At 65.7% G+C, this 26,365-nt stretch carries 26 protein-coding genes and 1 tRNA gene; 10 read left to right on the top strand and 17 right to left on the bottom strand.

The features are described 5' to 3' along the window. Positions 1–131: 131 nt before the first annotated feature. Together ACQ5J0_RS09480 and ACQ5J0_RS09475 are read right to left on the bottom strand one after the other, a co-directional pair. On the bottom strand, positions 132–1,202 hold the full coding sequence (locus ACQ5J0_RS09480) for an acyl-CoA dehydrogenase family protein (RefSeq protein WP_462567231.1): 1,071 nt from the start codon (positions 1,200–1,202) through the stop codon (positions 132–134). Positions 1,203–1,220: 18 nt separating this feature from the next. Further along, positions 1,221–2,429: an acyl-CoA dehydrogenase family protein gene (locus ACQ5J0_RS09475; protein WP_462567229.1), complete on the bottom strand. Its 1,209-nt coding sequence runs from the start codon at positions 2,427–2,429 to the stop codon at positions 1,221–1,223. Between the two features lie 265 nt (positions 2,430–2,694). Here ACQ5J0_RS09475 and ACQ5J0_RS09470 point away from each other — a divergent pair, with 265 nt between their 5' ends. The 5 genes from ACQ5J0_RS09470 to ACQ5J0_RS09450 all read left to right on the top strand — a co-directional run bounded on the left by ACQ5J0_RS09470 (position 2,695) and on the right by ACQ5J0_RS09450 (position 7,434). Continuing rightward, positions 2,695–3,153: a ferritin-like domain-containing protein gene (locus ACQ5J0_RS09470; RefSeq protein ID WP_462567228.1), complete on the top strand. Its 459-nt coding sequence runs from the start codon at positions 2,695–2,697 to the stop codon at positions 3,151–3,153. A gap of 254 nt (positions 3,154–3,407) precedes the next feature. Further along, positions 3,408–4,631: an MFS transporter gene (locus ACQ5J0_RS09465; protein WP_462567227.1), complete on the top strand. Its 1,224-nt coding sequence runs from the start codon at positions 3,408–3,410 to the stop codon at positions 4,629–4,631. A gap of 75 nt (positions 4,632–4,706) precedes the next feature. Continuing rightward, a complete protein-coding gene (locus tag ACQ5J0_RS09460) occupies positions 4,707–6,695 on the top strand; it encodes a BCCT family transporter (protein WP_462567226.1) in 1,989 nt (662 codons plus the stop codon). Between the two features lie 2 nt (positions 6,696–6,697). Beyond that, entirely contained in the window at positions 6,698–7,207 is a 510-nt protein-coding gene (locus ACQ5J0_RS09455) for a hypothetical protein (protein ID WP_462567225.1), read from the top strand. Between the two features lie 2 nt (positions 7,208–7,209). Then, positions 7,210–7,434: a hypothetical protein gene (locus tag ACQ5J0_RS09450; protein WP_462567224.1), complete on the top strand. Its 225-nt coding sequence runs from the start codon at positions 7,210–7,212 to the stop codon at positions 7,432–7,434. 164 nt (positions 7,435–7,598) lie between these two features. Here the strand turns inward: ACQ5J0_RS09450 and ACQ5J0_RS09445 are convergent. Then, positions 7,599–7,688: transfer RNA gene (locus tag ACQ5J0_RS09445), tRNA-Ser, on the bottom strand. 174 nt (positions 7,689–7,862) lie between these two features. Between ACQ5J0_RS09445 and hspQ the strand changes: the two genes are divergently transcribed. Next, entirely contained in the window at positions 7,863–8,243 is a 381-nt protein-coding gene (hspQ, locus tag ACQ5J0_RS09440; protein WP_462567223.1) for a heat shock protein HspQ, read from the top strand. Between the two features lie 54 nt (positions 8,244–8,297). On the opposite strand, the gene ACQ5J0_RS09435 is transcribed toward hspQ, so the two are convergent. After that, positions 8,298–9,203: an ABC transporter permease gene (locus ACQ5J0_RS09435; RefSeq protein ID WP_462567222.1), complete on the bottom strand. Its 906-nt coding sequence runs from the start codon at positions 9,201–9,203 to the stop codon at positions 8,298–8,300. Between the two features lie 86 nt (positions 9,204–9,289). Here ACQ5J0_RS09435 and ACQ5J0_RS09430 point away from each other — a divergent pair, with 86 nt between their 5' ends. The 3 genes from ACQ5J0_RS09430 (at position 9,290) to ACQ5J0_RS09420 (ending at position 12,025) form a co-directional block, all read left to right on the top strand. Beyond that, positions 9,290–10,018: a GcrA family cell cycle regulator gene (locus ACQ5J0_RS09430; RefSeq protein WP_462567221.1), complete on the top strand. Its 729-nt coding sequence runs from the start codon at positions 9,290–9,292 to the stop codon at positions 10,016–10,018. A gap of 175 nt (positions 10,019–10,193) precedes the next feature. Then, the gene (locus tag ACQ5J0_RS09425; RefSeq protein WP_462567220.1) at positions 10,194–11,393 is read left to right on the top strand and encodes a GGDEF domain-containing protein; all 1,200 of its coding nucleotides are present in this window, start codon (positions 10,194–10,196) and stop codon (positions 11,391–11,393) included. A gap of 107 nt (positions 11,394–11,500) precedes the next feature. Further along, entirely contained in the window at positions 11,501–12,025 is a 525-nt protein-coding gene (locus ACQ5J0_RS09420) for a DUF1993 domain-containing protein (protein ID WP_462567219.1), read from the top strand. A gap of 15 nt (positions 12,026–12,040) precedes the next feature. Here the strand turns inward: ACQ5J0_RS09420 and ACQ5J0_RS09415 are convergent, their stop codons facing one another. The 6 genes from ACQ5J0_RS09415 to ACQ5J0_RS09390 all read right to left on the bottom strand — a co-directional run bounded on the left by ACQ5J0_RS09415 (position 12,041) and on the right by ACQ5J0_RS09390 (position 17,900). After that, positions 12,041–12,721: a polyamine aminopropyltransferase gene (locus ACQ5J0_RS09415; RefSeq protein ID WP_462567218.1), complete on the bottom strand. Its 681-nt coding sequence runs from the start codon at positions 12,719–12,721 to the stop codon at positions 12,041–12,043. Positions 12,722–12,823: 102 nt separating this feature from the next. Further along, entirely contained in the window at positions 12,824–15,142 is a 2,319-nt protein-coding gene (gene pnp, locus ACQ5J0_RS09410; RefSeq protein WP_462567217.1) for a polyribonucleotide nucleotidyltransferase, read from the bottom strand. 174 nt (positions 15,143–15,316) lie between these two features. Then, entirely contained in the window at positions 15,317–15,586 is a 270-nt protein-coding gene (rpsO, locus tag ACQ5J0_RS09405) for a 30S ribosomal protein S15 (RefSeq protein ID WP_305930174.1), read from the bottom strand. A 5-nt stretch (positions 15,587–15,591) separates the two neighbouring features. Then, the gene (gene truB / locus ACQ5J0_RS09400) at positions 15,592–16,611 is read right to left on the bottom strand and encodes a tRNA pseudouridine(55) synthase TruB (RefSeq protein ID WP_462567216.1); all 1,020 of its coding nucleotides are present in this window, start codon (positions 16,609–16,611) and stop codon (positions 15,592–15,594) included. Further along, on the bottom strand, positions 16,608–17,300 hold the full coding sequence (locus tag ACQ5J0_RS09395; RefSeq protein ID WP_462567215.1) for a site-2 protease family protein: 693 nt from the start codon (positions 17,298–17,300) through the stop codon (positions 16,608–16,610). The genes truB and ACQ5J0_RS09395 overlap by 4 nt, the downstream gene beginning before the upstream one ends. A gap of 24 nt (positions 17,301–17,324) precedes the next feature. Next, positions 17,325–17,900, bottom strand: a complete 576-nt coding sequence (locus ACQ5J0_RS09390; protein ID WP_462567214.1) for a thymidine kinase — start codon at positions 17,898–17,900, stop codon at positions 17,325–17,327. Positions 17,901–18,020: 120 nt separating this feature from the next. Here ACQ5J0_RS09390 and ACQ5J0_RS09385 point away from each other — a divergent pair, with 120 nt between their 5' ends. Continuing rightward, a complete protein-coding gene (locus ACQ5J0_RS09385) occupies positions 18,021–18,470 on the top strand; it encodes a DUF4126 family protein (protein WP_462567213.1) in 450 nt (149 codons plus the stop codon). Positions 18,471–18,497: 27 nt separating this feature from the next. Here ACQ5J0_RS09385 and rbfA read toward each other — a convergent pair whose 3' ends face one another. The 7 genes from rbfA to pspF form a co-directional block, all read right to left on the bottom strand. Then, on the bottom strand, positions 18,498–18,908 hold the full coding sequence (gene rbfA / locus ACQ5J0_RS09380; RefSeq protein ID WP_462567212.1) for a 30S ribosome-binding factor RbfA: 411 nt from the start codon (positions 18,906–18,908) through the stop codon (positions 18,498–18,500). Further along, complete coding sequence (locus tag ACQ5J0_RS09375; protein ID WP_462567211.1) at positions 18,908–19,327, bottom strand: PaaI family thioesterase; 420 nt, start codon at positions 19,325–19,327, stop codon at positions 18,908–18,910. Before ACQ5J0_RS09375 ends, rbfA begins: the two co-directional genes overlap by 1 nt. Positions 19,328–19,468: 141 nt before the next feature. Next, entirely contained in the window at positions 19,469–22,012 is a 2,544-nt protein-coding gene (infB, locus tag ACQ5J0_RS09370) for a translation initiation factor IF-2 (protein ID WP_462567210.1), read from the bottom strand. A 16-nt stretch (positions 22,013–22,028) separates the two neighbouring features. Then, positions 22,029–22,778: a DUF448 domain-containing protein gene (locus ACQ5J0_RS09365; protein WP_462567209.1), complete on the bottom strand. Its 750-nt coding sequence runs from the start codon at positions 22,776–22,778 to the stop codon at positions 22,029–22,031. Continuing rightward, positions 22,759–24,570, bottom strand: coding sequence for a transcription termination factor NusA (gene nusA / locus ACQ5J0_RS09360; RefSeq protein ID WP_462567208.1), 1,812 nt, complete (start codon positions 24,568–24,570; stop codon positions 22,759–22,761). The genes ACQ5J0_RS09365 and nusA overlap by 20 nt, the downstream gene beginning before the upstream one ends. Then, entirely contained in the window at positions 24,570–25,136 is a 567-nt protein-coding gene (rimP, locus tag ACQ5J0_RS09355) for a ribosome maturation protein RimP (RefSeq protein WP_462567207.1), read from the bottom strand. The genes nusA and rimP overlap by 1 nt, the downstream gene beginning before the upstream one ends. 147 nt (positions 25,137–25,283) lie before the next feature. Beyond that, complete coding sequence (pspF, locus tag ACQ5J0_RS09350; RefSeq protein ID WP_462567206.1) at positions 25,284–26,306, bottom strand: phage shock protein operon transcriptional activator; 1,023 nt, start codon at positions 26,304–26,306, stop codon at positions 25,284–25,286. Positions 26,307–26,365 lie beyond the last annotated feature (59 nt).

Below are 26,365 nucleotides of genomic sequence, written 5' to 3'. Positions count from 1 at the left end.
CGGCTCTAGGCCGTATCGGACCTGGCTGGCGGCTGCTGTCAGCTTCCCCTCCTCGGAGGAAAAGAATCCGCGGCTCCGCCCTCGCGCATGGTCGTGTTAGGCCCTGCGGGATTCCCGCAGGGCCTGGCTGCTCAATAACCGCCGATGGTCGCGAAGCGGTTCTTGAGGAAGGATGTGCTGCCGAAGCTGGCTTCCAGCACGCGGGCGCGCTTGAGATAGAAGCCGACATCGTATTCGTCGGTCATCCCCATCCCGCCATGCAGCTGGACGCCTTCGCGGCTGACGGTGTGGAGCACCCGATTGGCTTCCGCCTTGGCGATGACGGCAGCGCGCGCCACGCCGAACCCGCTGTCGAGCGCCTGCAGGCCGCCTTCGACCGCCGAGCGCATCATCGCCAGATCGCCGAACAGATCGGCCATGCGGTGCTGCAGCGCCTGGAAGGTGGCCAGCACCTGATTGAACTGCACGCGCTGCTTGAGGTAGCCCATCGTCGAGTCGAACACCGCCTGCGCCATGCCGAGCATCTCGCAGGCGGTCAGGATCCGCGCCCGGTCCAGCACATCGTCGAGCAGGCTGTCGCCGCCGCCTGCAAGCCGATCCGCCGCAGCGCCGTCGAAGGTAACTTCGGCGTGGCTGCGCTGGTCCGTGAGCTTGCGGGTCGAAAGCGAAACGCCCTCGCCCTTCTCGACCAGATAGAGCCCATCCTTCGCCGCAACCACGAACAGATCGGCGCCATGCGCTTCGTGCACGAAGGCCTTGGTGCCCGACAGTTTCCCGCTCGATACGGAGGTTTCGATCTTCGCCGGATCGTGCCGTGGCCCTTCGTCGACCGCGAGTGTGCCGATGATTTCGCCGCTGGCAAGGCCGGGCAGCCATTTGGCCTGCTGCTCCTCGCTGCCGCCGAGCAGGATGGCTGCCGCGGCGATGGTGCTGGCCACCAGCGGGCTTGCCGTCAGCGTCTTGCCCAATTCCTCGACCACCAGCCCGGCCGAGAGCCAGCCGAAGTCCGAGCCGCCATGCTCCTCTGGAATGACCACGCCGACCCAGCCCATTTCGGCCATGGTGGCATAGGCCTTGCGGTCGAACGCCTCTTCCGCGCCGCCGGCCCGCACCTTGCGAAACTCGGCCACCGGGCTTTCGTTGGTCGTCCACTCGCGCGCCATGTCGCGCAGCATTTCCTGTTCTTCGTTGAGAACCGCCATGTTCCTGTTCTCTCTTTCTTACTGGTGATCGAGCATGCCAAGCACGCGCTTGGCGATGATGTTGTTCTGGATCTCGGTCGAACCGCCGTAGATCGTGGTGGCCTTCCCAAAGAGCCAGGCGCGCACGCCGGACAGTTCGGCTTCGGAAAAGCCTTCGCCTTCCCAGCCCAGCCCCTGCAGCCCCATGATCTCGATCAAGAGCTCGGCGCGTTCCTGCCCCAGCTTGGTGCCCAGCTTCTTGAGCACCGAGCTGATCTCGGACACGCCGCCCGCCTTGCTTTCCTCGGCGGCGCGGCGTGCGGTGAGCAGGAAGGCGCCCCAGCGGATCTCGAAATCGGCGATCCGGTCGCGCAAGACCTTGTCGGCCAGTTCGCCATCGGCGTCGGTCTCGACATACTTCTTTGCGATATCGGCGAGGCTCGCCCCCATGAGGCGGGCCATGCTGCCGCCGCCCGAGAGATTGGTGCGCTCATGCTGCAGCAGGCGTTTGCCGATGGTCCAGCCTTCGCCCTCCTTGCCGACCAGATTGCCCTTGGGCACCTTCACATCGGTGAAAAAGGTTTCGCAGAACGGGCTCATACCGCTGATCATCTGGATCGGGCGGACTTCGACGCCCGGCGCATCCATGTCGATCAACAGGAAGCTGATGCCCTTGTGCTTGTCGCTGCGGTCGGTGCGCACGAGGCAGAAGCACTTGTCCGCCCATTGCCCGCCGCTGGTCCAGGTCTTCTGGCCGTTGACGAGGTAATGGTCGCCCTTGTCCTCGGCCATGGTCTGGAGATTGGCCAGATCGGACCCGGCATTGGGTTCGCTATAGCCCTGGCACCAGCGGATTTCGCCGCGGCAGATCGGCGGGATATGTTCGTGCTTCTGTTCCTCGCTGCCATATTCGAGCAGCGTCGGGCCGAACATCATCACGCCCATGCCGCCGATCGGATTGAAGGCGCCGACTTTCGCCATTTCCTCGCTGAGGATGCCCGCCTGCTTGCGCGAGAGCCCGCCACCGCCGTACTCCGTGGGCCAGGTCGGCGTCCCCCAGCCGCGTTCGCCCATAGCCTTGCGCCAGCCTTCCTGTGCTGGGGTCTCGTGGACCGGACCCTCGACGGACGCCAGCGCATTGCCCTTGCCCTTGAGTTCGGGGGGAAAGTTCTCGGCCAGGAACTGGCGCACTTCCTCGCGGAAGACGTCCTCCGCGCCGTGGCTGTCGATCTGCGGCTGGGTAGCCATGCCTGCTTCTCCTCCAGATTGTCGGCCATCGGGGCCGCGTGATTGAAAACCCATGACCCCATCAATGTGGCAGATGGGCCGGTTCGTCCAGATCGAGCACGCTCCCGCGCTCGCGTTTTGCGGCCAACGCTTCCGCGCCCGCCCCCGCTTCGGGAGTTGCTGGCGCGCGCCAGCAAGGCTTTGCTCGACTTGAGAGGACCTTGTAACCTATCCTAACCACGAAGGCGCCTCGGCGGGGGCGCCGAAGCATCGAGAGGAAGCTGCCATGAATGACACCGACAAAGATCGAATAGTCGGGATATTGAACAATATCCTCGAGCAAGAACTCGCAGGCGTAGTGCGCTACACTCACTATTCCTTTCTGGTCTTCGGCTTCAACAGAATCCCGATAGTGTCCTGGCTGCGAAGCCAGGCGGGCGAATCTCTTCTGCATGCGCAAGAGGCAGGTGAGATGATCACGCTGCTGGGCGAACATCCTTCTCTCAACATCGGACCTTTGCTCGAAACGCACAACCACGACATCGCTGCCATCCTGCGCGAGTCGCTTCAGGCCGAAAGTGCCGCGCTCGACCTCTATCGCGAGCTCTTGAAAGCGGCCGAAGGAAGGTCGGTGACGCTCGAAGAATATGCCCGGAAGATGATCTACGCCGAGGAAGTTCATGCCAGCGAGGTCGATAAGATGCTGCGCATGCCAGGTGAGATCGCAACCTATTCCGGCGGCTAAATAGGCCGCAGTTCCACGGTCGCCGGGTGCGAGATGGGCAAGCCGCACCCGGCCACGCGGGGCCGCTCATCGCCAGGCCGAACGCGAGCTAGGGCACTTCTGTCGGCAGTCACCAAGATTGCCGAAGTGCAGCGGCATGCGCCTGACTCATCTCCTCAACCGAAACCCCGTTTCTGATTTGCTGAACCCTCGGGTGATAGCGCCTGCGAGGACATTCGGTGGAACAGAGCGTGCGGCAAGGCTATTCACCAGGTGTGATTGGCTCGTTCATCTCCACTCGCAGCATGCTCCTCGCCATCTTCGTGCTGATGGCGGGGAACGGCGTCATGTCCACGCTCATCAGCTTCCGGCTGGAGAGCGCGGGCACGCGGGCCGGGATCATCGGGCTGGTGGCGACCTCCTATTTCGTGGGGCTCACCATCGGGGCCTTGCGGGCCTCGCCGATCATCCGACGCGTGGGGCATATCCGCACTTTCGCCGCCGCGGTCTCGCTGCTTTCGGCAACCACGCTCGCCTACACACTCTTTCAGAACACTGCGTTCTGGGGCCTCCTGCGCTTCATCGACGGATTGTGCGTCGCCGCCGTCTTCGTCTGTCTCGAGAGCTGGTTGAACGAGCGAGCGGAGCCCCGCACCCGCGGCTCCGTTCTGGCTGCCTATATGATCTCCCTCTATGCCGGCCAGGCGCTGGGCCAGTTCCTGCTCAACCTCGACGCATCCGCCGCAGCACCCTTCGTGGCATCCTCGCTGCTGGTCTCGCTGTCCGTGCTGCCGATCGCGCTCACGCGGCTCAAGGAACCGGCGGTGACGCAACAATCCCCTCTCTCGATCGGCGGGCTCTATGCGGCATCGCCGCTGGGCGTGGTGGGATGCGCCGCGATCGGACTGATGCTCGGCGCCTTCTACGGCCTTGGTGCAGTCTACGCCCGCCGCATCGGACTGGAGATGTCGCAAATCGCGGTCTTCATGAGCGTGGTGATCGCTGGCGGCGTCGCGCTGCAATGGCCCGTCGGGTGGCTGTCCGACCGGTTCGACCGGCGAGCGGTGATCGTCGCAGCGCTCGCGGGAGCGACGGCGGTCTGCGGCGGGTTGGCGTGGATTGCAGGCCCAGGCCCCCTGTTCCTGATCCTGGCCGCGATCTTCGGCGGGTTGAGCTTTGCCCTCTATCCGCTCTGCGTCGCCCATACCAATGATCATCTGAGCGCCGAGCAGCGGGTGAGCGCGAGCGGCGGTCTCGTGCTCACCTACTCGATGGGGGCGGCTGCGGGACCTACCGCCGGCGCCGCGGTCATGATGGCGGCCGGCGTGGGCGGCCTGTTCCTGTTTATCGGCACCTGCGCCTTGCTGACGCTGATCTTCGCGCTGTGGCGGCAGCTGCGCCGCGAACCCGTGCCGAGCGAGCTGCAGCAGCCCTACCAGATCTTGCCCCGAACGACTCCGGCAGCAGCCGAACTGGACGCGCTCCCCCGATCAGACTAGCCGCCACACTTGCCTGCAACCGACCGCCCTCGGCTGCGTTCGAAAGAGTATATCGCACACCAGCAGGAAGATGCCTTGTCCGATCCCGTTTTGAAGGAAGCCGCGCCATTGGAGAAGAGCGCGCGAATTCAGGTCAATCCGCCGGTCTTCTACATCTCGGCCGGACTGATCCTGCTGTTCGCGATCTTCGGTGCGGTATTCGCGGAGCCCGCAGCACTGCTGTTCGACCGGCTCCAGGCGACGATCGTCGCGGATTTCGGCTGGTTCTACGTTGCCGCGGTCGCCGGTTTCCTGGTGTTCGTCATCTATCTGATGTTCAGCCGACACGGCGAGGTCAAGCTCGGGCCCGACGAGAGCGAGCCCGACTATAGCTATCTGTCCTGGTTCGCCATGCTCTTCAGCGCCGGGATGGGCATCGGGCTGGTGTTCTTCGGCGTCGCCGAACCCATCCAGCACTATGCCGCTCCGCCGATCGGCGAAGGCGGTACGTTCGAGGCGGCGCGGCAGGCGATGGTTCTGACTTTCCTCCACTGGGGGCTCCACGCCTGGGCGATCTACATCGTCGTCGGGCTGGCGCTGGCGTATTTCTCGTTTCGCCGGGGGCTGCCGCTGGCTCTGCGCTCGCCGCTCTATCCCCTGATCGGGCGGCGGATCTACGGGCCGATCGGTCATTCGGTCGATATCTTCGCGGTCATCGGCACGATGTTCGGCGTTGCGACCTCGCTCGGCCTGGGCGTTCTGCAGGTGAACGCGGGTCTCGATTACCTGTTCGGCGTCCCCGTTTCTTCCACCACGCAATTGCTGCTGATCGCGATGATCACCGCCATCGCGACGCTGTCGGTCTTCCTCGGGCTCGACAAGGGCGTGAAGCGATTGTCGGAACTCAACATCGTCCTCGCCGTCCTGCTGCTCGGCTTCGTCCTGTTTGCCGGGCCGACGATTTTCCTGCTGGACGCCTATCTGCAGAACATCGGCGCCTATCTCGACTCGCTCGTCCAGCGCACCTTCCGCCTCTACGCTTACGAGCCGAACCCCTGGCTCGGCGACTGGACGCTTTTCTACTGGGGCTGGTGGATCGCCTGGTCGCCCTTCGTGGGGATGTTCATCGCCCGCATCTCCCGCGGCCGGACGATCCGCGAATTCATCGGCGGCGTGCTGCTGGTGCCCGTGTTGTTCAGCTTTCTGTGGATGACCGTGTTCGGCAACACCGCGATCGCGCTCGACATGGGCGGGGTCGCCCCGATCGCCGAAACCGCGCTGGCCAACCTTCCCGTCGCCCTGTTCGAAACGCTGGCGGCGCTGCCGTTCGGCGCTGTCAGCTCCTTCGTCGCGACGCTTCTGGTAATCACATTCTTCGTCACCTCGGCGGATTCGGGCGCGCTGGTGATGGACACGATCACCTCGGGCGCGGCCGAAAATCCGCCGGTGTGGCAGCGCATCTTCTGGGCCGTTTGCGCGGGTACGATCGCCGGAGTGCTGCTTCTTGCGGGCGGTCTCCAGGCGCTGCAGACCGCGGCGATCGCCAGCGCTCTGCCGTTTGCGGTCATCATGATCTTCATCTGCGTCGGCCTGCTGCGAGCGCTGCAGATGGAGAAGGACGGCTCGACGATCGATCTTTCCGCGGCCGAGACTGCCGCTGCCGATCCCGAACTGAGCTGGCAGCAACGGCTGACCTCGCTGATGCAGCACTTCAGCGCCGACCAGATCGCCGGCTTCATCGGCGCGACCGCCAGGCCTGCGCTGGAAGCGGTCGCCGAGCAGATGCGCGAGAGCGGCTTCTCGCCCGAAATCGCGGAGGAAGCAGGCCGACTCGACCTGAAGATTCCTCACGGCGAAAGAGGCGTGTTCCAGTACACGGTGCGGTCCCGCAGTTTTCTGTCGCCTAGCTTCATCTGGGTGGAAAGACGCAAGTCAGCCGACGGGGAGCAGCGCCACTTCCGCGCGATGGCCCACAGTTCGGAAGGCGACCAGCCTCACGATGTCACCGGGTTCAATCAGGACCAGCTCATCAACGATCTTCTCAACCGCTATGCGCGCTTTCGCCACACGCGCCGGATGACCTGACGATGGCCAGGGTCAGTGACCTCCATCTGGAGCACGCCCAGGAGATGTTTCTGGCCGAGCGCGCGCGGCGTGAGGCAATTCGAGGCAGTCTCAGCACACCGGTAGCGGCGATCTCCTTCGCGGTTTTCGCCCTGGGAACGCTCAGCGTGGAGATCGATGTCGGACGGCTGGGCCATGTCTCCACCCTGGCAATCCTTTTCCTCGCGCTGGGTTCGGTGGCCGCCTTGTTCGCTTCGGCCTATCAGGTGCTGCTGTCGGAGTGGTTGTTCGTCTATCACGAGCCGCCACGGCTCCCGGACATCGTCGGCAGCGAGGATATGAACGACGACGAGAGCGAGGCGATGGCGCGGGGCCTTCTGGCTGCCAGCTATGCGGTCGCCTACGAAGAGCAGTTGAAAGGAAACGCGATCAGCGCGATGCGCCGCACATGGGCGCTGCGCTTGATCCTGCTGGCCCTCCTCCTCCAGGCGGTCGCGTTCGTCATCCTTCCCTTTCACCGCGGAGGGTTTTGAAGATGGCCCTTCTCGATGCGATTTTCACCCGTCGCCGCCAGGTTCCCCGCTTCTCCGCGCTTCCCCGCCGAACGCGGCAGCGTCTTTCGGTGGCCTGCGATGACCTGACGAGGACCGAGAACGAGATCGCGCGCGATCTCGGCCTCGATACGCCGCCCCGGCTGATGCTGGTGGATGAGGAAGAGGCGGTTCTGCTTCTGAAAACCGACCGGGAATGCACTCGGTGAGCCGCGCCGGTGGACGGGCCGCGGATAGCTTCCCGGGCAGCAATCGCCATCACTGCTCGGAGCCTGCGGTTGCAAGTTTGCAAGCATCGCAGGAGCGGACGTTCGGACTAACACCACCCGCATGGCTTCAGCGCGCCACCGGCGGAAATTGGCGAACCCGCCGGTGGCGGAGAGGGAGGGATTCGAACCCTCGGAACGCTTGCGCGCTCAACAGTTTTCGAGACTGCCCCGTTCGACCACTCCGGCACCTCTCCGCATCGCCGTATCGGCGGGACGATTGCCCGCCTCCCGGTCGCTGGGAAGCCGCGCGCCTAGCCCAAGGTCCGGACCGGAGCAAGCCGAAATATGGACGCGAGCGTGCAAAACGGGGGATGGTAACCAAGCGGTTACTTGTCACGGGCGCGCGGGACCCCATATTCCGTGTTCTCATGGATCGCGCATTGTTCTTTTCGCCCCAGGCTGGTCGCACGATCGATGCGCCCGAGCTTGCCCGCACGCGCTTCGCCATCGGCGACGTCGTGCGCCATCGCATGTTCGACTTCCGCGGGGTGATCTTCGATATCGATCCGGTCTTCGCAAACAGCGACGAGTGGTATGAGTCGATCCCTGAGGGTATCCGGCCCGACCGCAACCAGCCGTTCTACCATCTCTTCGCCGAGACCGATGAGTCGAGCTACACCGCCTATGTCAGCCAGCAGAACCTGGTGAGCGATTCGCTGGGCGGCCCGGTCGAGCATCCCGAGGTCGACCAGATGTTCGAACAATTTGAAGACGGACGCTACCGCGTGCGCCGCTCGCTGACCCATTGAGGGGCCCGCCGGGGTCACTCGCCGTGCAGGCCGCGGCGGGGCCGGTCTCGAACCTCAGCTCTTGATCTTCCAGCCCGATTTGAGCACCCGGTAGCACAACAGCGCGAGCAGCAGGTTGCACGCCGCAAGCCCCGCTCCGGCCCAGACGATCGCCTGCACTCCTTCGCCAATGTCGCTTTGCCCCAGGAAGCCGTAGCGAAAGCCCGAGATCACATAGAAGAACGGGTTGAAGCGGCTGATCGTCTGGAACAGCGGCGAAAGATTGTCGATCACGTAGAACGTGCCCGAGAGCAGGCTAAGCGGCGCGATGACGAAATTGGTCACCGCAGCGTTGTGATCGAATTTTTCCGCCCAAATCGAGGCCAGCAGCCCCATCAGCGCGAGCAGGATCGACCCCATCAGCCCAAACCAGATGATCGCCCAGGGCTCCGCCGCGTGGAGCGTAACTCCGGGATAGAGCGCCATCGCCAGCGCCACGGTGCAGCCGACGGCCAGCGCGCGGGTGACCGCGGCGGCGACGATCCCGGTCATCAACTCGCCTTCCGAAAGCGGCGGCATCAGCAGGTCGATGATCGTACCCTGGATCTTGCCCGACAGCAGCGAGAAGCTGGAATTGGCAAAGCCATTCTGCATCATTCCCATTACGATCAGCCCGGGGGCGACGAAATCGCCGAAGGGGACGCCCAGCACCTCGCGCCCACCGCGGCCCAGCGCGACGGTGAAAATGACGAGGAACAGCAGCGTGGTGACCGCGGGCGCCCAGATAGTCTGGGTCTGCACCTTGAGAAACCGGCGGACCTCCTTAATATAGAGGCTCCACAGCCCGATGCGGTTGATACCGGTGATCACCGGCTGACCGTGCGGCGCGAACCGGGTAACTGCGCTCCCGCTGCCGCTTTCCACGAGGGAGGGTGCGGCACCTGCCGCATGCGGGGGGGAGTTCGGGACTTGATCGGTCATGGGCGCGCGCCTACGTCGATGCTGCCCCGCTGACAAGCACGCTTCCGCGCACCCGCCGGGCGCCTATGCAAAATGGATTGAACTGAATGAGCTGGACCGACGAACGCATCGCGACCCTGAAGAAGATGTGGGAAGGCGGCTCAACCGCCAGCCAGATCGCCGATGAACTGGGCGGGGTCAGCCGCAATGCGGTGATCGGCAAGGCGCATCGCCTCGGGCTCAAGGCGCGGCCTTCCCCGGTCAAGGCGGCCGAGAAGAAGCCGGTCGCCGTCAAGAAGGCCAAGCCCGCCGCGAAGCCGGTGGCGAAGAAACCTCAGCTTCGCGCCGACACGCCTGCCGCCGAACCGACCGCCGCCCCCGCACCGAGCGCGCCGCCAGCCGAGCCGGTAGCCGAGCGGCAGGCAGAGCCGGACGTGGAGCCGGGTACCGGTGCTGCTTCGGGCCATTCGCAGCCGCTGCCCAATCGTGCGCCCAACATGCCCAAGATCGTCTCGGTCGGTCCCGGCGGATTCCTCCGCCAGGGTCCGGGCGACCAGCAGCCGCCGATCCCGCCGGCGCCGCCGCGCCGCCTGGTGCCCGCCAAGCCGAGCCCCGAGATCGCCGACAAGACCAGCCTGCTGGATCTGAGCGAAAAGGTCTGCCGCTGGCCGATGGGTCATCCGGGCGAACCGGACTTTCATTTCTGTGGCACGGCGGTCAACCCGGGCTTTCCCTATTGCGTCGAGCATTGCGGCCGAGCCTATCAGGCGCAGTTGCCGCGCGGTTCGCGCCGTCCCCCGCCCCCCCTGCCCTTCGGCGGTCCGCGCGTTCGCTGAACGAACGTCCAGCGGACCGGCCGGTTGGAACCGGTCGTCCGCCGGGCGGTCGATCACCCTCTGGTAACCACCTTCATTGACGCTCGGGACAGCTGCACCGAGCTAGGCTTGGCGATGGTTCCCATCTTGGCATTCACGCCGGGCGGGGCCAGCCGGGGGAGTGCAACTTACCGCAATGGATTGGCCGAGCATCACCTTCGGCGCCTTTCTGGCGACTGCGGCGATTTTCGTCCTCATCACACTGGCGCTTTTCCCGGTGGTCCGGCGTCCGTTCCTGCTCTGGCTTTCGGCGCGCACCGCCATGATCGGGCTGATGGCGGTGATGTTCATGGCCCCCTCAGCTCCGATCGGCCTTAGCGGAGCGGAAGCCAAGCTCATCGGCGGGGTCGCCAACACGCTCAGCATCGCGGTCGCGGGACCTTTCCTCGCGTCCTATATCGAACGCAAATATCTGCTCGAAGGAACCCGGCGACTGTTGCGATCGGTGTTCCCCATTGGACTCGTCCTGGCGGGGATTATCCCGCTGGTCCCGCATGTGCCGATACTGACCAACGTGCCGGAGACAGGGTTGCTGGCGCTGATCGCCATCATCGTCTTCGGCCTCGGCAAGGCGATCGCGCTGGGAAGCCGGGCGGCGACTTTCCAGGCGGTCGCCTGGTCGGGAGGAGTGATTGTAGGACTCTACCTGCTGGTGCACGAACTCGTCACCGGGGTAGAACTCAACTTCTGGACCAGCGCGGTACTCGCCGCTCTCGTGCTGGAATTCATCGTCACCTCGATGGGCGTGGTCGATGGTTTCATGGACTTCCGGCGCCAACGCGACGCGGCATTGGCCGAAGTCGAAGCCGCAACGCTTGCCATCGCGACCGACCCGCTCACGGGCCTGGCCAACCGGCGCGGACTACTGCGGCATTACGAGGAAAGCGAGCGCGGCCGTCCGCATGGCTTGGCCTTGATCGACTGCGACCATTTCAAACGGATCAACGACCGCTACGGCCACGATGTCGGCGACGAGGTGCTGGTCGCGATTGGCAGAGGGCTGAAGGGCGAGAATGTCTTTGCCGCACGGCTCGGCGGCGAGGAATTCGTGGTCCTGCTCTATGGCGCCGACTGGCAGAGTCTGGCCGAAAAAGCCCGCCGGCGCGTCACAACAGCTGTGATCGAGCATGTCTCGCACCTCGCCACTACCGTCACCGCAAGCGCGGGCATTGCGCAGCTGCGCGACGGTGAAACGCTCGCCAGCGCGCTCAAACGCGCCGACCGGGCCCTCTATGCAGCCAAGGATGCCGGGCGCGACCGTTCGCTGGCGATGACCCCTTTCGACGCGGCTCCCTTGGGTGTCGGCGGCCCGCCGCATCTGCGCGCGGTCGGCTGAACCATCGCGTAAAAACACACCGCAAACTCATCTCGCTTCGCGCACCGAATACCTTGGCGGAATGATGCGAACCGCTATGGAGGTCCCGACCAATCGGGAGTTGCCCAATGCCGCTATCGCTACACGCCGCCTTCGTCCCCAGCGCCCTGCAGATGATCGACAGCACCGCAAAGCTGGTCGATCGCGGCGAAGTCTGGTGCAGCGAGCAGGGGCATGAGCCCGCGCATGTCCTGTCGGCGCGGATATACGAGGATATGTTCCCCTTCACCTATCAGGTGAAAAGCGTCGCGGTGCACACCGCGGGCGCGCTCGCGGGTGTCGCGAAGGGTGTGTTCCAGCCCGACCTGTCGCCGCCGCCCGAGAGCTTCGACGGGTTGCGCGAGCACCTGGCTGCGGCGCGCACTGCGCTCGAGCAAACCTCCGAAGACGATCTAGAACAGGCGATCGGGCGCGACATGCGGTTCGAATTCCGCGACTTCAGGCTGGATTTCACGGCGGAGGAATTCCTGCTCAGCTTCAGCCAGCCCAATTTCTATTTCCACGCCGCGACCGCCTACGACATCCTGCGGATGCTGGGCGTTCCGGTCGGCAAGCGCGACTTTAACGGAAGGGTACGGGTTCGGCAGGGTTGAGCCCGCCGGCCCGCATCACGGCGCCCGCGCGAACCAGATGGTGTGGTGCGGCCCCTTGTTGTTGGGGCGCGCGCGCACCACGCGCTCCTCGACCTCGAAGCCGGCATCCTTGAGCCGGCCGCGGAACTTGGGATCGGGCGCGGCGGACCACACCGCGAGGATTCCGCCCGGCCTGAGCGCATCGCGCGAGCGGGCGATCCCGGTGCGCGTGTAGAGTCGCTCGTTGCCATCGCGGACGATCCCGTCGGGGCCGTTGTCGACATCGAGCAGGATGGCGTCGAATTTCGGGCTGGTGCCGTCGTTGGCATCGTCGATCAGTGCCGCCACATCGCACAGCACCACCTCGCCGCGCGGATCGTCGAGCGTCGCACCGGTCAGATGCGCCAGCGGGCCCCGCGCCCAAGCGAGGATCTCGGGCACCACTTCGGCGACCACCACCCGGCCATTCGCGGGGATCGCCGCCAGCGCGGCGCGAAAGGTGAAGCCCATCCCGTAGCCGCCGATCAGCACGCGCGGTGCGGGCGCGTCGATCTGTTCCAGCGTGAGCTCGGCCAGCTGCTCCTCGCTGAACTGCATCCGCGTCCCCATCAGCTCGTCGCGGCCAAGCATGATGATGTGGTCGCGGCCATGGCTGACCAGGGTGAGTGTGTCGCCGCCGGGGATCTCGGCGGTGGCAAGGGTTTCGCGCGGCAGCATCGGTCTTCTCCAAAGGAAGGGGGCCGCGAATTGATCGCGGCCCCCGTCTTAGCTTGATTTCAGCCGGGCCTGAACCCGGATGAAGGTATCAGGTCCTGACGATCAGTCCTTGAGGAAGTCCGGCACATGCGCGCCGCCTTCGCTCGAACCGCCGGTCTCGCCATCGCGATTGCCGCGACCGCCACGGTCGCCGCCGCGATCACGGCCACCGCCGCCACCGCCGCTGCGCGGGCCACGACGATCGCCGCCGCGGCCACCGCCGCCGCTGCGCTCGCCGCCTTCACGCTTCTCGCGCGGAGGACGGGTGTCTTCGAGCTCTTCGCCGGTTTCCTGGTCGACCACACGCATCGACAGGCGAACCTTGCCGCGCTGGTCGATCTCGAGGACCTTGACCTTCACTTCCTGGCCTTCCGACACGACGTCGGTGGGCTTCTCTACGCGCTCGTTCTTCATTTCGGAAACGTGGACGAGACCGTCCTTGCCACCCATGAAGTTCACGAAGGCGCCGAAATCGACGATGTTGACGACCTTGCCGTCGTAGATCTTGCCGACTTCCGCTTCCTCGACGATGCCGAGGATCCACTTGCGTGCGGCCTCGATCTCATCGACGTTGGAGGAGCTGATCTTGATCATGCCCTCGTCGTCGATATCGACCTTGGCACCGGTCTCGGCGACGATCTCGCGGATCACCTTGCCGCCCGTGCCGATGACGTCGCGGATCTTCGACTTGTCGATCTGCAGCGTCTCGATGCGCGGAGCATGCTTGCTGACTTCGCCGCGGGCGGTGCCCAGCGCCTTGGTCATCTCGCCCAGGATGTGCGTGCGGCCGGCCTTGGCCTGCTCGAGCGCCTTGGCCATGATTTCCTGCGTGATGCCGGCGACCTTGATGTCCATCTGCATGGTGGTGATACCGGCTTCGGTCCCCGCAACCTTGAAGTCCATGTCGCCCAGGTGATCCTCGTCGCCGAGGATGTCGCTGAGCACGGCGAACTGGTCGCCTTCCAGGATCAGGCCCATCGCGATGCCGGAGACCGGGCGCTCGATCGGAACGCCGGCATCCATCATGCTCAGGCAGCCGCCGCAGACCGTCGCCATCGAGCTCGAGCCGTTGGACTCGGTGATGTCGGACAGGACGCGGATCGTGTAGGGGAAGTCCTCACGCGACGGCAGCACCGGGTGCAGCGCGCGCCAGGCAAGCTTGCCATGACCGATCTCGCGGCGGTTGGAACCGCCGAACCGGCCCACTTCGCCGACCGAATAGGGCGGGAAGTTGTAGTGCAGCATGAAGCTTTCGTAGGACAGGCCGCTGAGCCCGTCGATCATCTGCTCGGAATCCTTGGTGCCCAGCGTGGTGGTGCAGATCGCCTGCGTCTCGCCCCGGGTGAACAGCGAGGAACCATGGGTGCGCGGGAGGAAGCCGACCATCGCCTCGATCGGGCGAACCTGATCGACCGCACGGCCGTCGATCCGCTTGCCGTCCTTGAGGATGGCCTTGCGGACGATGTCGCTTTCCAGCTTCTTCACCAGCTTGAGCTTGCCGAGATATTCGGCCGGGTCGGAGTGATCCAGGCTCTCGTAATGCGCGCGCGCCTTGGCGCGGGCATCGGCGATGGCGTTCTGGCGCTGCTGCTTGTCGGTGAGCTTGTAGGCGGCGTCGATATCGGCGCCGATCAGCCCGCGCAGCTCGTCCAGCGTCGCGGTCTTGTCTTCGACCGGATCGAGATCCCAGGGATCCTTCGCGGCCAGTTCGGCCAGGTCGACGATCGCCTTGATGACCTTGCGGTTCTCGTCATGCGCGAACATCACCGCACCGAGCATTTCTTCCTCGGTCAGCTCCTTGGCTTCGGACTCGACCATCATCACCGCGTCGTGCGTGGCGGCGACGATGAGATCGAGGCGGCCGTCCACCAGCGTGGAGGACTGTGCCGGGTTGAGCGTGTATTCGCCATCGACCATGCCGACGCGGCAACCCGAGATCGGGCCCATAAAGGGCAGGCCGGAGATCGTCAGTGCGGCGGAGGCGGCGATCATCGCGACGATATCGGGCTCGGTTTCGCCGTCATACGACAGGACCTGGCAGATCACGTTGATCTCGTTGTAGAAACCTTCGGGGAACAGCGGACGGACCGGACGGTCGATCAACCGGCTGGTGAGCGTTTCCTTCTCGGTGGCGCCGCGTTCGCGCTTGAAGAAGCCGCCCGGGATGCGCCCGGCGGCGGAGAATTTTTCCTGATAATGGACGGTGAGCGGGAAGAAATCCTGCCCTTCCTTCAGGCTGCGGGCGGCGGTCACGGCGCAGAGCACCACGGTTTCGCCATAGGTGGCCAGCACGGCGCCGTCGGCCTGACGGGCGATGTGGCCGGTTTCCAGCGTGAGGGTCTTTCCGCCCCACTCCAGTTCTACTTTGTGAATGTCGAACATTTGAATTCCTTCTGATCCCGCCTGCCATATTGCAGCGCGGGGCCTCGATTGTCCGGGGATGCCGTCCCGGTCCGGTTGAGGGCCTTGGTCAGCCCCGAGGCGCAGGGGCCGGATGCCCATGCGCCGATAAGCGAAAGGGCGGCCCTTTATGGGAGCCGCCCTTCCACGAAACTCTTATTTTCTCAGACCCAGCTTCTGGATCAGCGCATTGTACCGCTCGACGTCTTTCCTCTTGAGGTAGGCGAGCAGGTTGCGGCGCTTGTTGACCATCATCAGCAGACCACGACGCGAATGATTGTCCTTGTGGTGGCCCTTGAAGTGACCCGTCAGGTTCTTGATGCGCTCGGTCAGGATCGCGACCTGGACTTCCGGCGAACCGGTGTCGCCCTCGGCCTGGGCGTTGTCCTTGATGATTTCCTGTTTCTTTTCGGCGGTAACCGTCATGCATTCTACTCCGCGACATCGGCTGTGTTGAAACCCCGGACGACCTTGGCCGTCCCTCCGACTATCTCCAGCAACGCGACCGGAATATCCTCCAGCTTGGCGAAATAGAGCCCGTCTTTGTGGGGCATTCCCGAAATTACCCGGCCCTGGCGGACCGCCTGCGCGCTATCGGGGTCGAGGGAAAGAGCCGGGATGTCGTCCAGCCCCGCCTCAAGCGGCAGAAGCGATTGGTGAAGTGGCGCGCCCTTACCGATTTCGTTCAGCAAGTCCAGCGAAATCGCCTGCTTCTCGGAGAACGGACCGGCCTTGGTGCGCCTGAGATAGGTGACATGGCCGACCGTGCCAAGCGCCCGTGCGATGTCCCGTGCAAGCGAGCGGATGTAAGTGCCCTTGCTGACATGGGCGACCAGCGTGACGCTGTCGGCGAGCTCCAGCGGCGCGCCCGGATCGTAGGGATCGGGGCGGCCGGTGGTGGTGGCGAAGGTGCTGGTCAGATCGACCGCCTGCGGGTCTTCACCCGCATCGCGCCACAGCGACAATTCGTGGATCGTCACCCGCCGCGGTTTCATCTCGACCTGCTCGCCGGCGCGGGCGCGGTCGTAGGCGCGCTTGCCATCGATCTTGAGCGCCGAATAGGTCGGCGGCAATTGCTCGATTGCGCCGGTGAAATGCTCCAGCACCGCGGCCACCGCCAGCATCGGTGGGCGCCGGTCGGAGCGTTCGACCACTTCGCCCTCGGTGTCGAGCGTGTCGGTCTCCTCGCCGAACTGGATGGTGAATTCGTAGATCTTGCTGGCATCGAGCATCCGCCCGGCCAGCTTGGTCGCCTCGCCCAGCGCGATCGGCAGCACGCCCTCGGCCAGCGGGTCGAGCGTGCCGCCGTGACCGACCTTGGTCCTGGCATAGCCCGCCTCGCGCAGCACGCGCTTGACCGCGCCCACCGCCTGGGTCGAACCCAGCCCGCGCGGCTTGTCGAGCACCAGCCAGCCGTCGGGTTTGATCGTGGAATTGGCGGCGGCGCTCATCCAGAAATCCCCCGGGCAATCCAGCCGGCGATATCGAAATAGATGTCCTGAACCCACAGCACCGGCGGCAGCACCACATTCTCGACCAGCCTGCTGTCGGGAAAGGCCCAGCTCGCCGCGATCAACACGACGATGAACACCATCCCCAGCGCCTGCAGCCTTTGCCAATGGCGCTGGTAGCGCAGCGGCAGCAGTCCGCCGAGGATGTGCGAGCCGTCGAAAGGCGGGATCGGCAGCAGGTTGAACAGCGCCAGGAAGATGTTGATGAGGATGAAATAGGTGAAGCCGGTAAACAGCCAAGGGTTGGGTTCAACGCCGGCGGCATGGCTGAGCCCCATCACCACGCCCGCCACGATCGCGCCAAACAGGGCCAGCACGAGGTTGGTGCCCGGCCCTGCCGCCGCCACCGCCATCATCCCATAGCGAGGGTTATCGAGGCGGTCCTGCCGCACCGGGACCGGCTTGGCCCAGCCGAAGATCGGGCCGCCGAACAGCGCGAGCGCGCCCGGCACCAGCAGCGTACCGATGGGATCGACATGGCGGATGGGGTTGAGGCTGAGGCGGCGCTGTTCCTTGGCGGTGGGATCGCCCAGCATCAGCGCGACCCAGCCGTGCGCTACTTCGTGAAAGACGATCGCGACGATCAGGCACGGGATCAGGATCGCCGCGAGAATAAGGGTTTCGAGCATGGGGGGTAGATAGGGGCTCGGCGCTCAGCCCGCCAGCGCCTCGCTGAAATGACGGCGGCACAGCGCAAGATAGCGGTCGTTGCCGCCGATCTCGGTCTGCGCGCCCTCGGCCACCGCCTGGCCGCTTTCGTCCACCCGCAGGTTCATCGTCGCCTTGCGCCCGCAATGACACACGCCCTTGAGCTCGACGAGCTTGTCGGCGATCCCCAGTAGCACCGCGGATCCCGGAAACAGCTCGCCCTGAAAATCGGTGCGCAACCCGTAGCAGACCACCGGCACCCCGCCCTCGTCGGTCAGCTTCGCCAATTGCCAGACCTGCTCGCGGGTGAGGAACTGCGCCTCGTCGACCATCACGCAGTCGATCGGGGTCGCGGCATGGACCTCCATCACCTCCCGCCACAGATCGGTGCCCGCCCCGAACCGGTGCGCATCGGTCTCGAGCCCGATCCGGCTGCGGATCATGCCCTGCGAGCGAGTGTCGAGCGCGGCGGTCCACAGCATGGTGCGCATTCCGCGCTCGCGATAGTTGAAATCGGCCTGCAGCAGAGTGGAGCTCTTCCCGGCATTCATGCTGGCGTAGTAGAAATAGAGCTTGGCCATGCTTCAGCGTGACCGATCGCCGCCGCCAATGCCATCCCCTGCTCGCAGCTTGATTGCGGATAAGATCGCCGCCCGGTGCGTTGCTGGTGCGTTGTTCCGGCAAACTCAGGAGGAAGAAGCATGATCCGTTCGATTCTTATGGGCCTGGTTGCAGGGCAACGCAGCATGACCCCCCTCGCCGCCGTCGCCGCCGCTGCCCGCAAGGGCAACCTGCCCCCCGGCGCGCCGCTGGAACGGCTGATCTCGCATCCGGTGGTGGCCGGCGGCACGGTGGCTTTGGCGGCAGCCGAGATGGCGGGCGACAAGATGAAATCCGCGCCGGATCGCGTGGTGGCGCTGGGCCTAATCGCGCGCACCCTGACCTCGGCCTATGCCGGGGCGGCACTGGCGCCGCGCGGCGAGCGCGCGGCGGGCGCGATCCTCGGGGTCGCGGCGGCGCTGGGCGCATCCTACGTCGGGTGGCGGCTACGCTGCGCGGCGATGAAACGCTTTGGCCAGACCGCAAGCGGCGTGGGCGAGGATGCGCTCGTGCTGGGCAGCGGTCTGGGAGTGGCGCTCGCCCCGCGCTGAGCCAGTCAGCGCTGACGGAGGTAGCGCTTAGCCAGCGTCGTCGGAATCCTCCTCGAGGTCGCGCGCGACCTTGGGGTCGTTGAGCAATTGCTCGATCCGGCTCGCCTCATCGAAGCTCTCGTCGGCGCGGAAGCTTAGCCTGGGGGCGAATTTGAGCCCCAGCCTTTTGGCGACCTCGCGCTGAAAGAAGGCGGTGTTGGTGCGCAGGGCCTTGAGTACCACCGCCTCCTCCTCGCCGAGGAGCGGCTTCACATAGGCCTTGGCGTTGCGCAGGTCGGGCGACATCCGCACCTCGGTAACCGAGATGGTGGTGGCGCTGAGCACGTCGTCATGTGCCTCGCCGCGCGCGAGCAGTTCGGACAATATGTGCCGCACCCGCTCGCCCACCTTGAGGACGCGGACCGATTGCTGTTCGGGCGTGGCGGACTTGTGAGCCATCAGGCGTCTCCCTGTGGTCTTGGTGTCGGTATGGCGGTGCTGGTGGCGCTGGCGAGCAGCGTGCCGTCATCGGACAGCAACTGGCCCTCGAGGAAGATGACCCGGCGCCCGCGCCGCACCACCCTGCCCTTGCCGATCAGCGGACCCGCGGGGACCGGCCTGAGCAGGCTCATGCTGATTTCCAGATTGAGCGGTGCCTCGGCATGATCGGTTGCCCAGACATGCGCCCAGCCCATCGCCTCGTCGAGAAAGCCCGCGACCAGCCCGCCCTGCACGCTGCCGCGCGGAGTGATGAAGCTCGCAGGCGCGGTAAAGCGCAAGGTGATCTCCTCGCGCGCCGTATCGTAGCTATCGAATTCGACGCCCATCAGATCGGCATGCGCGGCGTGCGGATTGTGCGGGCGTTCGGCGTTACTCATCACTGACCCTCAAGGTCCCGGGACCACGAACAGCAGGTCTCCGGCAATATAGATCACACCCAGGACGACGGCGATCGCCGCCCCAGCCAGGCCGAGAAACCGGAACCTGCGACTGGGGCGGTAACGCACAATCGGTTCCCGCTAGAGCGTGCGTTCGCGCAGCTCGACCTCGAAGACTTCGAGCTGGTCGCCCGGCTTGATGTCGTTGGTGTCTTCGAGCACCACGCCGCATTCGAGACCGGCGCGGACTTCGTCCACATCGTCCTTGAAGCGTCGCAGCGAAGCGATCGTGGTCGCCGAAACGATGACGTCCTCGCGGGTGAGACGCGCGAACAGACCCTTGCGGATGACGCCCTCCTCGACCAGCAGACCGGCGGCCTTGTCGCGCTTGCCCGAGCGGAACACTTCCTTGACCTGCGCGCGTCCGACGACGGTCTCGATCCGCTCCGGACCCAGCTCGCCCGCCATCTCCTTGGCGACCTCCTCGGTCACGTGGTAGATGACGTCGTAATACATCATCCGCACCTGATCGCGGTTGACCTGCATCCGGGCCTTGGCATTGGGACGCACGTTGAAGCCGATGATCGGGGCGTTGGATGCCGCCGCGAGACTGACGTCGCTCTCGGTGATCGCGCCGACGCCGGCGTGTAGCACGCGCACCTTGATCTCGTCGTTCGAGAGGTTGTGAAGCGCGGTGTTGATCGCCTCGACCGAGCCGTGGACATCCGCCTTCACCACCACCGGCCATTCGATGACGTTCGACTGGAGGTTGGTGAACATGGTGTCGAAGCTGGTCGGCGCGAGCGCGGTGCGCTGCTCGGTGGCGGCCTTCTGGCGGTATTCGGCCACTTCGCGGGCGCGCTGTTCGTTGTCGACCACGGTGAGCTGATCGCCCGCCTTGGGGACGCCGCCCAGACCCAGGACCTCGACCGGCATCGAAGGGCCGGCTTCCTTGACCTGCTTGCCTGTGTAATCGACCACCGCGCGGACGCGGCCGCTCTGGGTGCCGACCACGAAGGCATCGCCGCGCTTGAGCGTGCCGCGCGTCACCAGCACCGTCGCGACCGGACCGCGGCCCTTGTCGAGCTGGGCTTCGATGACGGTGGCTTCGGCCGGACGATCGGGACGCGCCTTGAGTTCGAGCAGTTCGGCCTGGACCGCGATCGCATCGAGCAATTCGTCGAGGCCTTCCTTCTTGAGCGCGGAAATCTCGACGTCCTGCACTTCGCCCGACATCTTCTCGACGATGACCTCATGCTCGAGCAGACGGGTGCGGATCTTGTCCGCATCGGCCTCGGGCTTGTCCATCTTGTTGATCGCCACGATCATCGGGACACCCGCCGCATGGGTGTGGCGGATCGCCTCGATCGTCTGCGGCATGATGCCATCGTCGGCAGCAACGACCAGCACCACCAGATCGGTGACATTGGCACCGCGCTGGCGCATTTCGGTAAAGGCGGCGTGACCAGGCGTGTCGAGGAAGGTGATCATGTCGCCGCCCTTGGTTTTCACCTGATAGCTGCCGATGTGCTGAGTGATGCCACCGGCCTCGCCCTTGGTCACATTTGTGCCGCGCAGCGCGTCGAGCAGGCTGGTCTTGCCGTGATCGACATGGCCCATGATGGTGACCACCGGCGGGCGCGGACGCAGCGTCTCTTCGGGATCGAGATCCTGCTCGACCTGGATATCGATATCGGATTCCGAGACGCGCTGGATGCGGTGCCCGAATTGCTCGACGAGCAGCTCGGCGGTGTCTTGGTCGATGGTCTGGTTGACGGTGACCATCATGCCCAGATTGAACAGCTCCTTGACCAGATGCGCGCCCTTTTCGGCCATGCGGTTGGCAAGTTCCTGCACGGTGATCGCCTCGGGGACGACCACATCGCGGGCCTGCTTCTCGCGCGGCGCGGAGGGACCGCCATGGGTGCGGCGTTCCTTCTCGCGGGCTCGCTTGAGCGCGGCGAGCGAGCGGGCACGGCGGCCCTCGTCCTCGTTGAGCGCACGGTTCACCGTCAGCTTGCCACCGCGACGCTTGTCGGGCTCCTCGCGGACCGGCTTCTCTTCCTTCTTTTCCTTCTTCGGACGCTTGATCTCGGGGCGCGCGACGGGGGTGAACCGGCGCGGCGCGGGCGCTGCCGCGCCTTCCGCCTCGGGCTCGGCTGTGCTCGCTTCGGGACCGGCCTCGACCTTGGCATCCGCGCCGGTCGCAGCCGGTGCAGCGGGTTCGGCCTCGGCTTCGGGCGCGGCAGCCGCGGGCGCGGCCGCTTCGGCCTCGGCCTCACGGTTGGCCTCGGCGCGCTTCTTCTCGTCCTCGGCGGCCTGACGGGCAGCCTCGTCCTCGCGCTTGCGCGCTTCCTGACCCTGCAGCAGGCGTGCTTCCTCGGCTTCGCGCTGGAGACGCGCGACGCGCTCCTGCGGCGTCTCGCCCGAAGTGTCCTTCTTGACCGGAGCGGCCCGCGCCGTCGGCGCGGGGGCCGGCGGTGGCGGGGGCGGCGGAGCCGGTTCGGGAGCCGGCGGCGGCGGCGGCGCGGCCTCGCCGGGCTTCACGAGCTTGCGGCGCCGCTTCACCTCGACCGCCACCTTGTTGGTGCGGCCGTGGCTGAAGGTCTGCTTGACCTCGCCGGCATCCACCGACCGTTTGAGGCCGAGGGGTTTGCGGGCAGGCTTCTGGTCTTCGTCGCTCATCTAGCTCATCTGTCCTTCAGGTATTCGTATCGTCAATCCGGCGCTCTGCGGAAGCAGGCGCGTCGTCGGTGGAGGCGGCATGACTGCCGCCGGTAAAATGCAACAATCGCTGCAGAAGCCCCGAGACTCGCCCGGCCGCTCCATCGTCGGCAAGCGCCAGATGGACGACGTTCAGGCGGCCCAATGCCACAGACAGCGCCGCCCGGTCCAGTGGCAAGACCGTTCCGCGCAATGCAGTGCCCTCGCGATCGGACCCGACGCGCCACGCCTGATCGAGTTTGCGGCACCCGCCCTCGCTGGCATCGCTGGCGTGCAGCAGCAGCGACACCGCCCCGCCCCGCGCCGTCTCGGCGATGCGGTCGGTGCCCAATATGAGTGCGCCGGTGCGCATTTCCAACCCCAGCCGGTCGAGCAGTGCCCTGGTCAGCGCATCCTCGATCTTGGCGGGAAGGTCCGCGGGGATGTGAAGCTCGCCGGTCTTGAAGGCGCGCGAGAGCGCTCCCTTGAGCCGGCCCTTGGCCAGCGCCTCGGCGAGTTCGTCGCGCGTCACCCCGATCCAGGCGCCGCGACCGGGGGCCTTCGCCTGGACATCGGGCAGCACCAGACCCTCGGGCGAGACCGCCAGCCGGATCAGACCCTCGCGCGGCGAACTCTCGCCGGCGAGGATGCAGCGGCGTTCCGGACAGCGCTCCCCGGGCTCCGCTTTACGGGGCCGCGAGGCTTCGGCGATGTCGGGCGTCAGGCGCTCATTGGGTGGAGTCCGCATCGGCGGCCTCCTGGATGTCGGACTCGCCAGCCGCGGCGGCGTCCGCCTCGGTGGGAGCTTCTTCGGCGGCTACCTCTGCGGATACTTCCTCGGCAGGAGCTTCCTCGGCTGGAACCGCCTTGGTCTTCTTCGCAGGCTTGGCCTTGGCGGCGGGCGCCTCAGCCGGAACGGCTGCAGGTGCCGGGGTCTCGTCCTCGAACCAATGCGCGCGGGCAGCCATGATGATCTCGTTGCCCTGCTCTTCGCTCAGCCCGAACTCGCCCAGAACGCCGCCCTTGTCCTGCTCGCGCTGCGGAGGACGCCGCATCGGCGGGCCAGCGGCTGCGGCATCGGGATTGGCGCGGCGCCGCGGCGCCTCGCGCTTCTTGGCGATGAGCTCGTCGGTTGCGAGATCGGCGAGATCGTCGAGTTCCTTGATCCCGGCCTTGCCCAGCACCACCAGCATCTGCTCGGTGAGATGCGGGATTTCGGCCAGCGCGTCCTCGACGCCCAGCTCCTTGCGCTCCTCGCGGAAGGCAGCCGACTGGCGCTCGAGCGCCTCGAGCGCGCGGTTCTGGAGTTCCTCGGCCAGTTCCTCGTCGAAGCCCTCGATCGCCGCCAGCTCGTCGAGCTGGACATAGGCGACTTCCTCGAGCTCGGCGAAGCCTTCGGCCACCAGCAGCTGCGACAGCGTCTCGTCAACATCGAGCTCTTCCTCGAAGGTCTTGGAGCGCTCGGCGAATTCCTTCTGCCGCTTCTCGCTCGCTTCCTCCTCGGTCATGATGTCGATCTGATTGCCGGTCAGCTGGCTGGCGAGCCGGACGTTCTGACCGCGGCGACCGATCGCAAGGCTCAGCTGGTCGTCGGGCACCACCACTTCGATCCGGCCTTCTTCCTCGTCGAGGACGACGCGGCTGACGGTGGCGGGCTGGAGCGCGTTGACGATGAAGGTCGCCTGATCCTCGCTCCAGGGGATGATGTCGATCTTCTCGCCCTGCAGTTCCTGGACCACCGCCTGAACGCGGCTGCCCTTCATGCCGACGCAGGCGCCGACCGGATCGATGCTGGAATCATGGCTGATGACACCGATCTTCGCGCGCGAACCCGGATCGCGGGCGGCGGCCTTGATCTCGATGATGCCGTCGTAGATTTCGGGCACTTCCTGCGCGAACAGCTTGCGCATGAAATCGGGATGCGCGCGCGACAGGAAGATCTGCGGGCCGCGGTTGTTACGCTCCACCTTGCTGATGATCGCCCGGACGCGCTCGCCCACGCGGGCGGCCTCGCGCGGGATCTGCTGGTCGCGGCGGATGACGCCCTCGGCGCGGCCGAGGTTGACGATCACATGGCCGAATTCGACCGATTTGATCACCCCGGTGATGACTTCGCCCGAACGGTCCTTGAATTCCTCGAACTGGCGCTCGCGCTCGGCATCGCGGACCTTCTGGAAGATCACCTGCTTGGCGCTCTGCGCGTCGATGCGGCCAAGATCGATGGCGGGCAGCGGATCGACGATGAAATCGCCGACCTTGGCATCGGCTTCGAGCTTCTGCGCCGCGGCGAGATCCACCTGCTTGAAATAGTCCTCAACCTCCTCGACCACCTCGACGACGCGCCACAGGCGCAGATCGCCGGTCACGGGGTCGAGCTTGGCGCGGATGTCGTTCTCGGCACCGTAGCGGTTGCGCGCGCTCTTCTGGATCGCCTCTTCCATCGCCTCGATGACGATTTCCTTGTCGATCATCTTCTCGGAGGCCACCGCATTGGCGATCGCGAGGAGTTCGGCCTTGTTGGCAGACATGGCACTGGCCATCAGCTGTTACTCTCTTCTTCTTCGGTTTCGATTACGTCCTCGACACCCTGGGTATCGAGCGGTTGAGTCGCGGCGATGAGCGCGTCGGTCAGGACCAGCTTCGCCGAATGGATGAGCGCAAGAGGGAAGGAAACCTCGCCGGCGCGGTTGTCCGCCACGGTGACCATGTCGCCTTCGATCCCCACCAGCGGGCCGCGCAGATTGCGATGGCCCTGGACCTTCTCGGTCAGCGCGATCTTGGCCTCGTGCCCTGCCCAGGTCGCGAAATCCTGCGCGCGAGTCAGCGGGCGGTCGATCCCGGGGCTCGAGACCTCGAGGTGATAGGCACCGGGGACCAGCACCGTACCCGCCTCCTCGAGCGCATCGAGCCGTTCGGAAACCCGGCGGCTGAGCGCGGCGCATTGTTCGATCACCAGCTGACCCGTCGCCGGGTCCTCGGCCATGATCTGCAGCGCCTGGCCGCCGTCGCCGGCTTCCGAGGCGATCATCTTCACCCGCACGAGATCGAAACCCAGCGCCTGCGCTTCAGGTTCGATCACTTCGGTCAGGCGGTCGATATCGGCCATTCGGTCTCCGTTTGCGAGCTCGCGATACCACAGCGATGCGACAACAGGGTTTCGCGCCGGCCCCTTGCGGCGCCAGCCCCTCAATGTCGCAACAGTATCGGGATTGACGGTGAGCTAGGCGCAAACACGCCGCATTGCAAGCGCCGATCAGCCGTCGTCGGCGAGTCCGTGCTTCTTGATCGCATGGCGCAGTTGGTCGTAGCTCAGCCCAAGCGCCTTGGCGGTCTGGCGCTGGTTCCAGCGATGCTTGCCCAGCGCGTGCTCGAGAATGCTCTTTTCGTGCTCGTCGACCGCAGCGCGCAAATCGTCGACCGAATCGAAATCGGCGGCCGCGGGCGCGGGGGCCTGGGCGCTGGTCGTCTTCTGCGATTGCGCATGGCTCGGGGTCGCGGGTTTCCACGGGCTGTCGAAGGGGTCGAACACCGCATGGGCGATCGGTGCGTTCCAGTCGTCCCAGCGGTAAACCGCGCGCTCGACGACATTGCGCAATTCGCGGACATTGCCCGGCCAGGGATGGTTCTCGAGCTGTTCGGCGACATGCGGTGCGAAGCCGGGCCAGCCCTCCCAGCCGATCTCGGCGGCCATCCGGCGCCCGAAATAATCGGCGAGCACCTGGATATCGCCCTCGCGCACGCGCAGCGGTGGCAGGGTGATGACCTCGAAGCTGAGCCGGTCGAGCAGATCGGGACGGAAATCGCCGCGTTCGGCCTTGGCTTGGAGGTCCTCGTTGGTCGCACCGACGATGCGGACGTCGATCCGCACCGGACGGCTCGAACCGATCCGCGTGACCTCGCCATATTCGACTGCGCGCAGCAATCGCTCCTGCGCGCCCATCGACAGCGTACCCAGCTCGTCGAGGAACAGCGTGCCCTTGTCCGCCTCCTCGAAGCGCCCGACGCGGTGCTTGGTCGCGCCGGTGAAGGCGCCCGCCTCGTGGCCGAACAGTTCGGCCTCGATCAGCGTCTCGGGCAGAGCGGCGCAGTTCATGATCACCAGCGGTTCGTCCCAGCGGGTCGAGAGGCGATGGAGCCGTTCGGCGATCAGTTCCTTGCCGGTCCCGCGCTCGCCGACGATCAGCACCGGGCGCCGCATCGGCGCAGCGCGGCTGGTCCGCTCCACCGCATCCAGGAAGGCGCCGGACTGGCCGACAAACTGGTTTTCCCGCTCCATCGCCAAGATATAGGGAATTTCCCCAAGGATTGGCAATAGGCGCCACACCCTTCTGGAGA

Source organism: Qipengyuania sp. SM2512 (assembly GCF_054954005.1).
Note: the sequence above shows the minus strand (reverse complement) of the source record. Positions and strands in the feature narration are given on the sequence as shown.

Bases quoted from the DNA above. Each gene is read 5' to 3' on its own strand.
- ACQ5J0_RS09480 (WP_462567231.1), bottom strand. From the start codon at position 1,202: ATGGCGGTTCTCAACGAAGAACAGGAAATGCTGCGCGACATGGCGCGC.
- ACQ5J0_RS09475 (WP_462567229.1), bottom strand. From the start codon at position 2,429: ATGGCTACCCAGCCGCAGATCGACAGCCACGGCGCGGAGGACGTCTTC.
- ACQ5J0_RS09470 (WP_462567228.1), top strand. From the start codon at position 2,695: ATGAATGACACCGACAAAGATCGAATAGTCGGGATATTGAACAATATC.
- ACQ5J0_RS09455 (WP_462567225.1), top strand. From the start codon at position 6,698: ATGGCCAGGGTCAGTGACCTCCATCTGGAGCACGCCCAGGAGATGTTT.
- ACQ5J0_RS09450 (WP_462567224.1), top strand. From the start codon at position 7,210: ATGGCCCTTCTCGATGCGATTTTCACCCGTCGCCGCCAGGTTCCCCGC.
- hspQ (WP_462567223.1), top strand. From the start codon at position 7,863: ATGGATCGCGCATTGTTCTTTTCGCCCCAGGCTGGTCGCACGATCGAT.
- ACQ5J0_RS09435 (WP_462567222.1), bottom strand. From the start codon at position 9,203: ATGACCGATCAAGTCCCGAACTCCCCCCCGCATGCGGCAGGTGCCGCA.
- ACQ5J0_RS09430 (WP_462567221.1), top strand. From the start codon at position 9,290: ATGAGCTGGACCGACGAACGCATCGCGACCCTGAAGAAGATGTGGGAA.
- ACQ5J0_RS09425 (WP_462567220.1), top strand. From the start codon at position 10,194: ATGGATTGGCCGAGCATCACCTTCGGCGCCTTTCTGGCGACTGCGGCG.
- ACQ5J0_RS09420 (WP_462567219.1), top strand. From the start codon at position 11,501: ATGCCGCTATCGCTACACGCCGCCTTCGTCCCCAGCGCCCTGCAGATG.
- ACQ5J0_RS09415 (WP_462567218.1), bottom strand. From the start codon at position 12,721: ATGCTGCCGCGCGAAACCCTTGCCACCGCCGAGATCCCCGGCGGCGAC.
- pnp (WP_462567217.1), bottom strand. From the start codon at position 15,142: ATGTTCGACATTCACAAAGTAGAACTGGAGTGGGGCGGAAAGACCCTC.
- rpsO (WP_305930174.1), bottom strand. From the start codon at position 15,586: ATGACGGTTACCGCCGAAAAGAAACAGGAAATCATCAAGGACAACGCC.
- truB (WP_462567216.1), bottom strand. From the start codon at position 16,611: ATGAGCGCCGCCGCCAATTCCACGATCAAACCCGACGGCTGGCTGGTG.
- ACQ5J0_RS09395 (WP_462567215.1), bottom strand. From the start codon at position 17,300: ATGCTCGAAACCCTTATTCTCGCGGCGATCCTGATCCCGTGCCTGATC.
- ACQ5J0_RS09390 (WP_462567214.1), bottom strand. From the start codon at position 17,900: ATGGCCAAGCTCTATTTCTACTACGCCAGCATGAATGCCGGGAAGAGC.
- ACQ5J0_RS09385 (WP_462567213.1), top strand. From the start codon at position 18,021: ATGATCCGTTCGATTCTTATGGGCCTGGTTGCAGGGCAACGCAGCATG.
- rbfA (WP_462567212.1), bottom strand. From the start codon at position 18,908: ATGGCTCACAAGTCCGCCACGCCCGAACAGCAATCGGTCCGCGTCCTC.
- ACQ5J0_RS09375 (WP_462567211.1), bottom strand. From the start codon at position 19,327: ATGAGTAACGCCGAACGCCCGCACAATCCGCACGCCGCGCATGCCGAT.
- infB (WP_462567210.1), bottom strand. From the start codon at position 22,012: ATGAGCGACGAAGACCAGAAGCCTGCCCGCAAACCCCTCGGCCTCAAA.
- ACQ5J0_RS09365 (WP_462567209.1), bottom strand. From the start codon at position 22,778: ATGCGGACTCCACCCAATGAGCGCCTGACGCCCGACATCGCCGAAGCC.
- nusA (WP_462567208.1), bottom strand. From the start codon at position 24,570: ATGGCCAGTGCCATGTCTGCCAACAAGGCCGAACTCCTCGCGATCGCC.
- rimP (WP_462567207.1), bottom strand. From the start codon at position 25,136: ATGGCCGATATCGACCGCCTGACCGAAGTGATCGAACCTGAAGCGCAG.
- pspF (WP_462567206.1), bottom strand. From the start codon at position 26,306: ATGGAGCGGGAAAACCAGTTTGTCGGCCAGTCCGGCGCCTTCCTGGAT.